The organism is Chloroflexota bacterium, assembly GCA_011322445.1.
In the GTDB taxonomy this organism is placed as follows: domain Bacteria; phylum Chloroflexota; class Anaerolineae; order Anaerolineales; family DRMV01; genus DRMV01.
On sequence record DRMV01000036.1, the window covers coordinates 1 to 13223 of the forward strand.

The following is a 13223-nucleotide window of genomic DNA, read 5'->3' on the forward strand; positions in this document are numbered from 1 at the left end:
GTGGGGGGCCAGGGCCGCAAGGGCCTCGGCGCGAGGACTTCTAAGGCCAAGAGCGTCCTTCTCCGGAAGGCTCCGGGCCGCCGCCAGGGCCTCGGCCAAGGCCTGCTCCCGCAACGCCGCCGGCAGGTGGGGGGCCAGGGCCGCAAGGGCCTCGGCGCGAGGACTTCTAAGGCCAAGAGCGTCCTTCTCCGGAAGGCTCCGGGCCGCCGCAAGAGCCTCGGCCAGGGCCTGCTCCAGCAAGTCGGGCGGCAGGTGGGGGGCCAGGGCCGCAAGGGCACGGGCGCGAGCATCTTCATCCCGGATGCTCCGGGCCGCCGCCAGGGCCTCGCTCAGAGCCTGCTCCCGCAAGTCCGGTGGCAGGTGGGGCACCAGGGCCGCAAGGGCACGGGCGCGGGCATATTCATCCCGGATGCTCCGGGCCGCCGCCAGGGCCTCGCTCAGAGCCTGCTCCCGCAAGTCCGGTGGCAGGTGGGGCGCCAGGGCCGCAAGGGCCTTGGCGCGAGGACTTCTAAGGCCAAGAGCGTCCTTCTCTGGAAGGCTCCGGGCCTCGGCCAAGGCCTGCTCCCGCAACGCCGCCGGCAGGTGGGGGGCCAGGGCCGAAAGGGCCTCGGCGCGGGCGTCTCCCCGCTCAATGCTCCGGGCCGCCGCCAGGGCCTCGCTCAGAGCCTGCTCCCGCAAGTCCAGTGGCAGGTGGGGCGCCAGGGAGGAAAGGGCCTCGGCGCGGTACCACTCATCCCGGATGCTCCGGGCCGCCGCCAGGGCCTCGCTCAGAGCCTGCTCCCGCAATTCCGGCGACAGGTGGGGTGCCAGGGCCGAAAGGGCCTCGGCGCGGGCATACTCATTCCCGATGCTCAGGGCCTCGGCCAGGGCCTCGCTCAGCAATTCCGGCGGCAGGTGCGGCGCCAGGGACGAAAGAGCGCGAGCGCGGAACCACTCATCCCCGATGCTTCGGGCCGCCGCAAGAGCCTCGGTCAGGGCCTGCTCCCGCAATTCCGGCGGCAGGTGGGGCGCCAGGGCAGCAAGAACCTCAGCGCGGACATATTCATCCTCAATACTCCGGGCCGCCGCCAGGGCCTCGCTCAGCAACTCCGGCGGCAGGTGGAGTGCCAGGGACGAAAGGGCTTCAGCGCGCGGGCTTTCACCAAAAATACCTTCCTCCGGCAGGCTCCGGGCCGCCGCCAGGGCCTCGCTCAGAGCCTGCTCCCGCAAGTCCGGTGGCAGGTGGGGGGCCAGGGCCGCAAGGGCCTCGGCGCGAGGACTTCTAAGGCCAAGAGCGTCCTTCTCCGGAAGGCTCCGGGCCGCCGCCAGGGCCTCGGCCAAGGCCTGCTCCCGCAACGCCGCCGGCAGGTGGGGGGCCAGTCCCGAGAGGGCATCGGCGCGCTCATTTTCATCCCAAATGCTCCGGGCCGCCGCAAGAGCCTCGGTCAGGGCCTGCTCCAGCAAGTCGGGCGGCAGGTGGGGTACCAGGGACGAAAGGGCCTCGGCGCGGTACCACTCATTCCCGATGCTCCGGGCCGCCGCCAGGGCCTGGGCCAGCAAGTCGGGCGGCAGGTGCGGTGCCAGGGCCGAAAGGGCTTCGGCACGGAACCGCGCATTCCAGATGCTCCGGGCCGCGTCCATGGCCTCGGTCAGGGCCTGCTTCCCCAACTCGGGCGGCAGGTGGGGGGGCAGGGACGCAAGGGCGCGAGCGCGGGCATACTCCCACTCAATGCTCCGGGCCGCCGCCAGGGCCTGCTCCTGCAACTCCGGCGGCAGGTGGGGCGTCAGGGACGCAAGGGCCTCGGCGCGATGCTCCTCATCCCCGATGCTCCGGGCCGCCACCAGGGCGTCCTCCAGGCGGGCCGGGTCCTTTTGGGCCAGCACCGGGGCCAGAGCGATCAGGGCTTCCTTCCGCCGCCGTTCATCCGGCATCTGGCGCACGTGGGCCAGGGCCTGGGGCGGGGTCCACAGGTCGTTTTCCACCAGCAGGGCAGGCAGGTCCGGGGGCAGGTTCCCGGCCAGGCTATGGATGCTGGCTTCAATGAGGGCGCAGCGAATTTCCAGGCCAATAGCGGGTAGTGGTTGGCGGGGGGTAATTTGCGATTTGCGATTAGCGATTGCCTTTTGGTTTTCGGCCACTGCCCGGCGCCACACGGCGCGCACATCCTCCAGATAGCCCTGGTAGTCGCCTTCCAGCGTGTAGCGGGTGCGGTGCCAGCCCGGGCGGGTCACCACAGTTCGCAAGGTCTCCAACGGCTCGGCGGCTAAATGGTCAAGGGCATAACGGAGCACATAAGGCGAGGCGTCGGTGATGGCTTCTTCGCCGTCGCTCACACGGCGAAAGCCCTCCCGCGCCCAGGCGCGGTAGCGCGCCTCCAGTTCCGCATACCGCGCGGGGTTCTGCCGCCGGAGACGGTCTTCGGCAAAATATTCCTGCATGCGGGGGTGTGAAAAGGTCATCCACACATGCCCCCCTTCTGCGCGCCGCACAACCAGCCGTGCCAGGTTCTCCCATACCAGCCCGAGGGTGTGATGGTCAAGGTCCACCGCCGGAGCGTCGGGGGCGCGGCGGGCAAGGGCAAGCAGATCGGCTTGCGGTATGGGGCCCCGCGCCAGAGAAAGCAAATCTAAAATCTCCCTCACCCGCCTGTCCACATCGCCGGGCAAACCCTGGGCCTTCCATAATTTCTTTTGCTCAGGCCACCAGTAGTCCTCAAAGAAAGTGGCGTAGCCGCTGCCGACCAAATCGGCAATCTGCCGCGCGCGGCGGCGGGCATAGTCCACCCCTTCCGCTTCCAGCGCGTCCAGCAACTCCCGGGCGTACAAGCCTACCAGAAGCGGGTCGCCCTCATCGGTCAGGCGGTAGAGGGTTGCGACCAGATCCACATCGCGGCTGAGTTCATCCAACGGCACTTTCATTTGAGCCAGCACCTCCCGCACGCCTTCCAAAGAGAGGTGAGTCAAACGATGGGTGCGGGTTTTCCCTCGACGCCAGCCCAGACGATGCAGCCAGTTGGGCACTTCGGCGTTAGCCAGCAGGCGGGCGCTGACGACAACTTTCAGGTGAGGCGGCGGCGCAATGGGGAACAGACTGCGCCAGGCCTCACCGGCGCTCCCCCACGCCGCTTCATCCAGCCCGTCAAGCACCACCAACACGCCCCGGCGTCCCTCTGGCGGCTTCGCTTGCCTGAGAAAACCTGCGGCCATGCTCAGCAAAATTTGAGGGTCGCGCTCGGTGCATTTTTGCTGCGGGTCATAAGCGCGGGTCAAGCCGCACGCCAGCAGGCTGAGAAACACGCCTGGCCGGTGGGTGTCAAACCGCAGGCTGACCGGGACGAACACCACAGCCCACGCTTCTTCGGCTTGCCGACGCACCGCTGTGGCCCAACGCGCCAACAAAGCGCTCTTGCCCCGCCCCGCCGGGGCGTGCAGGAAGAAGTAGGGCTTTGCGTCCTCCTCCAGCCATTGGCTCAAGAGGCGCAAATCTGCCTTTCTGCCGCCGAAGGGCACGGGGGCGTCTGAGGTGCCCAGGTACTCCTGCAGAAAACGCTCCACCCGCGGGCGGTGGTCAAAGGGGGCCGCGTTGAGGAAAACCTGAATGACATTGCGGTCGCCGGTGATGAGCACGGACCGGTTTACATGGCCTTGAATGTGGATGTCCCGGCTGGCCTGTGCCTTCCACGCCTGCAGGGCCTGCTCCAGACGCTTTACGGCCTCCTCGGTGCGCAGCACCGCGCGGCCGAGGGTGCGCAGGGCGTCGGTCTCCACCCCCAGCAGGGCCTCCCGCAGGCAGAGGAGGTAGGCGTCGGCCACGGTCTCGGCCTGCTGGGGCGTGGCGGCTTCCCAATCCCGCCGGATGACCGCCAGCAGGGCGCGGCGCAGGCGGCCCTCGTCGTAGTCATCGGCGGGCAGGTTGGCCAGGGCATCCAGCACCGCGGGCAGGTCGCGTAAAGGCAGGCCGCGGCCCGCGTCGGCCAGGGGCGCTAAGGCGGGCAGGGTGTCTTGCAAGCGGCGCTGCACGCAGGCGTCGGCCCGTTCCAGGGCGGCAGCCAGGGCCTCACGGCGGTCGGGGTGGCCCAGGAGTGCATCCAGGCGGCGGGCCAGGTCCTCCTGGCCCAGGGTGGCCAGTTCGTCGGCCACGGCCTGGAGCGTGGGGTCGCCCACGGCGCGGCGCAGGGACGCCTTGACGATGGCGCTCAGGATGCGCAAAGCGGCTTGAGATGGGGGCATGGCGTTTTCCTTCCCTGGCAGTTTACGAAATTATACCCCTGGATGGCTGTTGGCACGCGCGTTGTACGAGGCGTTCCCCCCACTGATGATATAATTACCCCACACCTTCACCCACCCGCGGCGCGCCCTGCGCCGTTCTTTTGTGAAAGGAGCCTTTCATGGCCGACACCCGTTTGCTCAACCTTGCCAGACTTTTGGTGAACTACTCCGCCGAAATCCGCAAAGGCGATTGGGTGGTGATTCGTGGCGGCGTGGCCGCCCTGCCGCTTATCCGTGCCGCTGCGGTGGAAGTGCTGCGCGCCGGCGGGCATCCCACCGTGGTGCTCAACGACGACGAAACCGACGCCGCCGTGGCGCGCGCGGCTTCCGAAGAACAGATACGCTGGATTTCCCCTCTGGAGCCGCTGGTTTACGAAAAAGCCGATTCGCTGATTTCTATCCGCGGGGCTTCCAACACCCGCGCGATGACGCAGGTTTCCCCGGCCAAGCAGCGGGCGGCCCAGCAGGCCCGCGCCGAACTGATGGCGACTTTCATGCGGCGTTCCGCCGAGGGCACGCTGCGCTGGGTGAGCACTCTCTTCCCCACACCGGCCTACGCGCAGGAAGCCGACATGAGCCTCGCCGAGTACGAGGATTTCGTTTACCGCGCCACCTTCGCCGACCAGCCCGACCCCATCGCCAAATGGCAGGAAATCCACGCCATGCAGCAGCGCATGGTGGACTGGCTGAAGGGCAAGCGCGAGGTGGTGGTGAAAGGTCCCAACGCCGACCTCACGCTTTCCATTGAAGGCCGCACCTTCATCAACTCCGACGGCCACCACAACATGCCCAGCGGCGAAATCTTCACCGGCCCGGTGGAAGATTCGGTCAACGGCTGGGTGCGCTTCACCTACCCGGCGCTCTACGCCGGGCGTGAGGTGGAAGGCGTGGAACTGCGCTTTGAAAACGGCAAAGTGGTGGAAGCCCGCGCCGAGAAGAACGAAGCCTTCCTGCTGGAAATGTTGGACAGCGACCCGGGCGCCCGCTATTTGGGCGAATTCGCCATCGGCACCAACTACGGCATTGACCGCTTCACCAAGAACATCCTCTTCGACGAGAAAATCGGCGGCAGCATCCACATGGCCGTGGGCGCAGGCTACCCGGAAACCGGCAGCAAGAACAAATCCGCCATCCACTGGGATTTCATCTGCGACATGCGCACCGACAGCGCCATTTGGGTGGACGGCGAACTGTTCTACAAAGACGGCCAATTTCAGGTGTAACGCCAGGCAACCAATTCACGAAGTAACGAAGTAACTTTTCTCCATGCCCCAACCCCGCCCGATTTTCCTCTCTGCCCTGCTGAGGGCGCTGCCCTACCCCGTGCCCGCACCCAAAGAAGACGTCTGGGTGTCGGGCATTGCTTCCGATTCCCGCAAGGTGCGCCGCGGCGACCTGTTCGTTGCCATCCCCGGCGTGGCGGTGGACGGCCACCGCTTCATCCCCGCGGCGGTGGCGCGCGGCGCAGCGGCTGTCGTCGGCACCCGCCCGGAAGCCGAATTTACCGACCTGCAGGTGCCCTACATCCGCGTGCGCGATGCCCGCGAAGCCCTCGCTTACCTCATCGCCCGCTTCTACGGCAACCCGGCCCACCGCCTCACCGTCATCGGCGTGACGGGCACCGACGGCAAGACCACCACCGCCAACTTCATCTTCCACATCCTCAAGGCAGCGGGCATTGCGGCGGGCATGATTTCCACCGTGAACGCGGTGGTGGGCGAGCGGGTGCTGGATACCGGCTTCCACACCACCACCCCGCCCGCGCCCGAAACCCAGGCTTACCTCGCCGAAATGGTGGAAGCCGGCCTCACCCACGCGGTGCTGGAAGCCACCTCCCACGGCCTGGCGCAGCACCGGGTGACCGCGTGCGAGTTCGACATCGGCGTGGTGACCAACATCACCCACGAGCACTTAGACTACCACGGCTCGCGGGAAGCCTACTTTGCGGCCAAAGCCCGGTTGTTTGACATGCTGGCCGAAACCCCGCCCAAGCCCCAGGGCAACCCCCGCCTTGCCGTGCTCAACCGCGACGATGAAGGTTCCTACGCCTTTCTCACCCCCCGCCTGAAGGTGCCCGCCGCCACCTATGGCCTGCATCCGGAAGCCGACGTGCGCGCCGAAGACGTCCGCCATACCCCGCAAGGGCTGACCTTCACCGCGGTGGGGCCGGGCTTCCGCCTGCCGCTGACTTCGCAGCTGGTGGGCGCTTACAACGTCAGCAACATTTTGGCCGCGGTGGCGGCCACGGTGGTGGGGCTGGGCATTGCGCCCGAAGCCGCGCGGGAAGGCGTGGCTGCGCTGGAAGCCATTCCCGGCCGCATGGAGCGCATTGACTTAGGGCAAAATTTCACCGCAATTGTGGATTTCGCCCACACCCCCAACGCGCTGCGGCGGGCGCTGGAAACCGCCCGCGGCCTGACCAACGGGCGCGTGATTGCCGTTTTCGGCTCCGCGGGGCTGCGCGACCGCGAAAAGCGCCGCCTGATGGCCGAGGTTTCCGCCCAACTGGCCGACTACACCGTGCTCACCGCCGAAGACCCCCGCACCGAGTCGTTAGACGCGATTTTGGCAGAAATGGCCGCCGGTGCGGAGGCCCGCGGCGGGGTGGAAGGCAAAACCTTCGTGCGCGTCCCCGACCGGCGGGAAGCCATCCGCCACGCGGTGGCTGTGGCCCGCCCGGGCGATGTGGTCATCGTGTGCGGCAAGGGGCACGAGCAATCCATGTGCTTCGGCGAAACCGAATACCCCTGGGACGACCGCACTGCCCTCCGCGCCGCGTTAGCCGAACATTTGGGCCTCCCCGGCCCCGAAATGCCCTACCTGCCGCAAATTGCGAATCGCGAGTAGCGAATTGCGATTCTTTACTTACCTCTGCGAGTCGCCATTCACAATTCCTAATTCCTCATTCCTAATTTTTTCCCCCGAGGCCCCCCATGCCCTCTAACTTCCCTCCCCCCGACCGCCTCCGCCGCCTGGAAAACTTCGGGCACAGCATCAGCGCGCCGGGCTACGTCTTCCGCCCCACCCACACTGAGCAGATTGCCGACCTGCTGCAGGAAGCCCAAAAGCGCAGCCTGCGGGTGGCGCTGCGGGGCGCAGGCCGCAGTTACGGCGACCCCCACATGGCTTCCGGCGGCGTGGTGCTCGACCTGCGGCGCATGAACCGCGTGCTGGATTGGAATCCCGAGACCGGCGAAATCACCGTGGAGCCGGGCGTCACCATCGAGCGCCTCTGGCAATACACCCTGGAGGATGGCTGGTGGCCTGCGGTGGTGCCCGGCACCATGCGCCCGACCATCGGCGGCTGCTTGGCGGCCAACGTCCACGGCAAGAACAACTGGCTGGCGGGCACCATCGGCGAGCACGTCACCCGCCTGCGGGCGCTGCTGCCCACGGGTGAGGAAATCACCCTGACCCCCGACGACGATCTCTTCCCCGCGCTGGTGAGCAGCATGGGCACGCTGGGCGTGTTCACCGAAATCACCCTGCGGCTGCACAAAGTGCATTCCGGCGAGGTGGAAGTCGGCGCGTGGTCGGTGCCCCACCTGAAGCAGATGTTAGACGACCTAGACGCCCACAAGGAATCCAGCGAATACGTGGTCGCCTGGCTGGACGGCACGGCGCGGGGCAAAAGCCTGGGGCGGGGGCAGATTCATATCGCCCGCTACCTGGAACCCGGGGAGGACCCCCACCCCGGGCGGACGCTTTCCTTAGACTACCAGACCCTGCCCGAAAACATTTTGTTCGTGCCCAAGAGCGTGCTGTGGATGTTCATGCGCCCCTTCATGAACCGCCTCGGCCTGTGGGGCACCAACACGGCTAAATATCTCAGCGCACGCACCCTGGGCAACCACAAGACCTTCCGCCAGTCCCACGCGGCCTTCAACTTCCTGCTCGACTACGTGCCCCATTGGGAACGCGCCTACGGCAAGGGCGGGCTGATTCAGTACCAGTGCTTTGTGCCGAAGGAAACCGCTTACGATGCCTTCCGGGAGGTTCTGGAAACCACCCACCGCCACGGCCTGCCGACCTACCTGGGCGTGGTCAAGCGCCACCGCCCCGACCGCTTCCTGCTTTCCCACGCGGTGGATGGCTTCTCGTTAGCGATGGACTTCCGCGTGACCCCCAGCAACCGCCGCCGCCTGCAAGACATGGCCGACGTGCTCAACCGCATCGTGCTCCAGGCTGGCGGGCGCTTTTACTTAGCCAAAGATGCCACCCTCACCCCCGACGCGTGGCTGGCTTCCCTGGGCGAAGACACCCTGCGGCGCTATTTTGCCCTCAAGGCGCAGTTAGACCCCCACGAAGTGCTGCAAACCGACCAGTATCGGCGGTTGTTCGCGCCGCTGAAGGAAAGGCTTGCGTGACCTGTGTTCGGTGGGCGGTGTAGGGCTGTGTCCCTGGCGCTGAGCGGCGGGCCTGGACAGCGTTGCAACCTGGTCATGAAAAAAAGAATGGGGCGGGCGTGCCGAGCGGGCGTCGACAATTTGCTGTAATTTTTAGAGAAATGGCGTTTTGTGGCGGTGCCTGGGGAGTATAATGGAAAAGGAGTAGAGCGGTTGCGGGCGAAGGCTGGGGATTCGCTGGCAAAAGGGGTTGGCGATATTCGTGTAGGTGCGTTCAAGAGAGGTTTTTTGATGACAAACCAGCCGTTACCTTCCTTGCGGGATGAAATGCGCCGTATCCTTGCGGTTGCGGTTTCCCTTGCTAATTTACAAGATGAAGATTTTGCGGTGTTGCGCTCGATGGCCGATGTTTGCCTGCTGTGGGCTGACGAAGTGGGGGCTGAAATTCGCGCAATTCTGGAATCTACTGAAAACACGCGCGTTTATGTCGATACCTATCTCAATGGTGACCCGGCAGGGTGGTATCGTGACCTGTTCCGCGCGCCCGACGTGCGCACGTTCTGGTTCCAGCAGATGAATCTTGCTGTGGAGCATGTGCGTAACGATGTGCCCAATGAAGTGGTGGTAGGGCTGGCTCCCCGCTGGATCAACATTCTGGCGCAGCGGGCGCAAGAGCAACTGCCACCAGAACAGGCCCTCGCGTTCACGCGTTCGATGCCGCGCATCTTTAGCGGTACGGTCACGGTAATGGTGGCAACCTACGAGATGGTGATGATGCGCACTTTCATGCAGGAGACGGGCTTTTCCCGCATTCTGGTTAAGCGTTTGCAGCAAAATACTTTGCGCACCTTTGCCGAGCAGATGCGAGAAGAGCAGCGCCGATGCAAGGAAGAAGGGGAAGCCTCAGGGGCGTAAGGGTTTCCCCATGCCAGGCTTCGTCAGCACTTTGCCGTCGGTGTAAACGGTTTGCCCGCGCAGCACTACCCGCCGCACGCGCCCGCGAACGCGCATGCCGGCAAAGGGCGACCAGTCGGCGCGGGTTTGCCAGCCGCGCAGGGGGATTTCCCAGCGGGCGTTCTCGTCCACTTCCACCCAGGTTTCGGGCTGTGGGGGCAGGCCAAAGATGCGCCGCGGGTTGGTGTGCATCCGCGCGACGAGGTCGTCGAGGGTGAGGCGGCCTTCCTGCACCGCGGTCAGCAGCAAGGGGAGCGCGGTTTCCAGCCCGGGGAAGCCGGGGGGCGGCTGGGGGCTGTCTTTTTCGGCCAGGGTGTGGGGGGCGTGGTCGGTGGCGAAGCAGTCGATGACGTCCAGGTTGTCCCAGAGGGCTTGCTGGTCGGCGGGGGAAGCCAGCACCGGGCGCACTTCGCTGCGGCCGGGGCCGATGCGGGGGGCGTCGTCGGCGGTGAGGAAGAGGTGGTGAGGCGCCACTTCGCAGGTCACGGGCAGACCGCGGGCTTTGGCTGCGCGTATGAGCAGAATTTCTTCCCGGCGGGAAACATGGGCGATGTGCACCGGCCGGTCGTAGAGCGCGGCGAAAAGGATGGCCGCGGCCAGGGTGTGCCGCTCGGCGTGGACGACCAGCGGCGCGGTGCGCGGCCATAAGCGGAAGTGGGCGTGCCACGCTGCGGTGTCGTCCAGCCGCAGCGTGCCGTAGGTCTGGTTGAGGTACATTTTCAGGCCCGCGGCGCGGCTTGCCAGGGGCGCGATGGCTTCGGCGTTGGCCGCGGTGGCGCCGAAGTATTGGGCGTAATCGCAGCGGGCTTTGGTGCGGGCGGCGTTGAGGGCGGTTTCCAGCGCGGCGGCGTCGGTGATGGGGGGCTGGGTGTTGGGCATGGCGAGGATGGCGGTGAAGCCGCCAGCCAAAGCCGCGGCAGTTGCAGTGCTCCAATCTTCTTTGTGGTTTGCGCCGGGCTCACGGACATGGACATGGGGGTCAATCAGGCCGGGAAGGCGGAGCATGAGAAACCTCGCGCAGTCGCATAGTCGGGTAGTCGGATAGTCGCATTGTCGGACGGTCGTCCCGTCGGGAGCAAGGCGGGCGTGCTTTTTGGGTACCCCGCGGAATTTGCGGTGTGCCTTATCGTATTATAATAGATTGCCGTAAGGCGATTTTTTTACAAGGAGTTGGCCATGCGAGCCGTGGATATCATCATCAAGAAGCGCGACCGGCAAGAATTGACGACCGAGGAAATCAAGTTCTTCATCAAGGGCTACACTCGCGGCGAGATTCCCGATTACCAGGCCGCGGCGTGGGCGATGGCGGTGTTGCTCAACGGGATGACGCCGCGGGAAACCACCGACCTGACCCTCGCGATGGCGCATTCCGGCGATGTGCTTGACCTTTCGGGGGTGGTGTCTATTGCTCTTGACAAGCACTCTACCGGCGGCGTGGGCGACAAGACCACCCTTGTCGTGCTGCCGATGGTGGTGGCAGCAGGCATCCCCGTGGGGAAGATGTCGGGGCGTGGGCTGGGATTCAGCGGCGGTACGCTGGACAAGATGGAATCCATCCCCGGCTATCGCACCGACCTGACCACCGAAGAGTTTCTGCAGCAATTGCGCGAAGTGGGCATTGTGCTGACCGGCCAATCGGCTGACCTGGCTCCTGCCGATGGCAAACTTTATGCCCTGCGCGATGTCACCGGCACCGTGCCTTCCATTCCGCTGATTGCCTCGTCCATCATGAGCAAGAAACTCGCCGCCGGGGCGCAGGGTATTGTGTTGGATGTGAAAGTAGGCAATGGGGCGTTCATGCAGACCCTCGAGGACGCCCGCGCCCTGGCCGAGTTGATGGTGGAAATTGCCGACCGCGCCGGGCGGCGGGCCATTGCCTTGCTTTCCGACATGAACCAGCCGCTGGGCTACGCGGTGGGCAATGCGCTGGAAGTGCAGGAAGCCATCGAAACCCTGCACGACGGCGGCCCGGCCGATTTCCGTGAACACTGCTTCATGGTGGCGGCGCATATGCTGGTGCTGGGCGGGAAGGCGAAAAACGAGGCCGAGGGGCGCGCCCTTGCTGCCCGCACCCTGGCCGACGGCAGCGCATGGGAAGCCTTCCGCAAACTGGTGCAGGCCCAGGGCGGGGACGTGGCATATATCGACGATCCCAGCCGTTTGCCTTCTGCCCCGCTTCAGGAAACTGTACCGGCGCCGCAAAGTGGTTATCTGGCCGAGATCCACGCCCGCACGGTGGGCGAGACCGCCGTAGTTTTGGGCGCGGGGCGGGAAAAGAAGGGCGACCCCATCGACCACGCAGTGGGCATCATGGTCCACAAGAAGGTGGGCGAAGCGGTGGAAGCCGGCGAACCGGTGTTCACTATCCACGCCAACGATGAGGCCAAACTGGCCGAGGCGCGGGAACGGCTGCTGAGGGCACTGAAAATCAGCAGCGAACCGGTGGCGCCACTGCCGCATTTTTACGGTGTGATTGGTGAGTAAGTGTATCTATTCAGCCCGGGCAAAGCGAAACCGCAGATTACGCAGATTACGCAGATTACGCAGAAAAAATCCACCGATTGACACAGATTTGCACAGATTGGCAAAAATCCAGAGGGCACCGAAACGCCATAGAAAATCCAGAAACCCCCTTTGTGGCTTTGCTTCCCGTGCGCCTTCGTGTTAATTCTGGCGCTCTTTGCGTTGGTTTTCAGGCGTGCAGGCACCATTTTCAAAAGTCTGAGCGGTGATGAATAAGTTACAGGGCTGGCCAAACATGCGCCAGCCCTGTAACTTTGGATGGATGGAGGGGTATCGCCCCGAATTATACCCGATGCTGCTTCACAGCCCGGCGACGTACACCACCCCGATGCCGTTGGGGCCAACGTGGGTGCCGATGACCGGGCTGACCGTACCAAAGAGAGATTCGTCGGGCGAGAGGCGTTCTTCTAACTGCGCCTGCACTTGTCGGGCTTCTTCGACCGCGCCGGTGTGCAGTGTGGCCAGCCGCACAGGGCGGGTGTTGCCCACGCGTTCCACGACGATGTCGGTCATTCTTTGGATGACTTTCCGTCGTGTGCGCACTTTTTCCAGCGGTTCGACCCGTCCGCCACGCACTTCCAGAATGGGCTTGATGCGCAACACTGTGCCGAACCAGCGGCTTGCGCCGCCGATGCGCCCGCCACGGTGCAGGAATTCCAGCGTGGGCACCATCAGCACAAAGCCGCTATGGTCACGCGCCCGCTCGGCGATGGCTTTGCACTCTTCCAGCGAGGCGCCATCGGCCGCGGCCCGCGCCGCCAGCAGCGCGTGGAAGCCGGTTTCCATGCCGGTGGAAAGGGAATCGACCAGGGCGATGTTGTCAGCGCCCAGCATTTCTTTGGCGTGGGCGGCCGAGGCCAATGTGCCCGACATTTTGGAGGAAATCACCACGGTGAGGATGTCGTAACCGGCTTCCAGCAGGGGCTCGAAGGTATTGACGAAATCTTTGGCCGAGGGCTGGGAACTGGTGGGCAGCGTTTTGGAGGTACCCAGCCGCTCATAGAAGGCTTCGGGGGTGATGTCTACGCCGTCGCGGTACGATTGGCCGTCCCAGACGACTTGCAACGGCACGACGTGGATGTGGTACTTTTCCTGTAAATCTTTGGGAAGGGAAGCGGTGCTGTCGGTAACAACAGCGACGGGTTTGCTCAT

At 65.1% G+C, this 13223-nt stretch carries 8 protein-coding genes; 5 read left to right on the plus strand and 3 right to left on the minus strand.

The features are described 5' to 3' along the window. The coding region (locus tag ENJ54_07140) for a hypothetical protein (protein HFC09603.1) at positions 1–4209 on the minus strand (4209 nt) is incomplete at its 3' end. A gap of 158 nt (positions 4210–4367) precedes the next feature. Between ENJ54_07140 and ENJ54_07145 the strand changes: the two genes are divergently transcribed. From ENJ54_07145 to ENJ54_07160, 4 genes are all read left to right on the plus strand, one after another. Beyond that, a complete protein-coding gene (locus tag ENJ54_07145; GenBank protein ID HFC09604.1) occupies positions 4368–5471 on the plus strand; it encodes an aminopeptidase in 1104 nt (367 codons plus the stop codon). A gap of 43 nt (positions 5472–5514) precedes the next feature. Continuing rightward, on the plus strand, positions 5515–7095 hold the full coding sequence (locus ENJ54_07150) for a UDP-N-acetylmuramoyl-L-alanyl-D-glutamate--2,6-diaminopimelate ligase (GenBank protein ID HFC09605.1): 1581 nt from the start codon (positions 5515–5517) through the stop codon (positions 7093–7095). Positions 7096–7181: 86 nt separating this feature from the next. Beyond that, positions 7182–8615, plus strand: coding sequence for an FAD-binding oxidoreductase (locus ENJ54_07155; GenBank protein HFC09606.1), 1434 nt, complete (start codon positions 7182–7184; stop codon positions 8613–8615). A gap of 306 nt (positions 8616–8921) precedes the next feature. Further along, complete coding sequence (locus ENJ54_07160) at positions 8922–9509, plus strand: hypothetical protein (GenBank protein HFC09607.1); 588 nt, start codon at positions 8922–8924, stop codon at positions 9507–9509. Here ENJ54_07160 and ENJ54_07165 read toward each other — a convergent pair. Continuing rightward, the gene (locus tag ENJ54_07165; GenBank protein HFC09608.1) at positions 9498–10553 is read right to left on the minus strand and encodes a hypothetical protein; all 1056 of its coding nucleotides are present in this window, start codon (positions 10551–10553) and stop codon (positions 9498–9500) included. The genes ENJ54_07160 and ENJ54_07165 overlap by 12 nt on opposite strands. 171 nt (positions 10554–10724) lie before the next feature. Here ENJ54_07165 and ENJ54_07170 point away from each other — a divergent pair, with 171 nt between their 5' ends. Then, positions 10725–12032 (plus strand): thymidine phosphorylase, encoded by a 1308-nt coding sequence (locus ENJ54_07170; protein ID HFC09609.1) that lies wholly within the window; start codon positions 10725–10727, stop codon positions 12030–12032. Positions 12033–12371: 339 nt separating this feature from the next. Here ENJ54_07170 and ENJ54_07175 read toward each other — a convergent pair whose 3' ends face one another. Then, positions 12372–13223, minus strand: coding sequence for a DegV family protein (locus ENJ54_07175; GenBank protein ID HFC09610.1), 852 nt, complete (start codon positions 13221–13223; stop codon positions 12372–12374).

What these genes read in the sequence shown, in the direction of transcription:
- ENJ54_07170 (HFC09609.1), top strand. Translation starts at nt 10,725, where the DNA reads ATGCGAGCCGTGGATATCATCATCAAGAAGCGCGACCGGCAAGAATTG.
- ENJ54_07175 (HFC09610.1), bottom strand. Translation starts at nt 13,223, where the DNA reads ATGAGCAAACCCGTCGCTGTTGTTACCGACAGCACCGCTTCCCTTCCC.
- ENJ54_07160 (HFC09607.1), top strand. Translation starts at nt 8,922, where the DNA reads ATGCGCCGTATCCTTGCGGTTGCGGTTTCCCTTGCTAATTTACAAGAT.
- ENJ54_07155 (HFC09606.1), top strand. Translation starts at nt 7,182, where the DNA reads ATGCCCTCTAACTTCCCTCCCCCCGACCGCCTCCGCCGCCTGGAAAAC.
- ENJ54_07150 (HFC09605.1), top strand. Translation starts at nt 5,515, where the DNA reads ATGCCCCAACCCCGCCCGATTTTCCTCTCTGCCCTGCTGAGGGCGCTG.
- ENJ54_07165 (HFC09608.1), bottom strand. Translation starts at nt 10,553, where the DNA reads ATGCTCCGCCTTCCCGGCCTGATTGACCCCCATGTCCATGTCCGTGAG.
- ENJ54_07145 (HFC09604.1), top strand. Translation starts at nt 4,368, where the DNA reads ATGGCCGACACCCGTTTGCTCAACCTTGCCAGACTTTTGGTGAACTAC.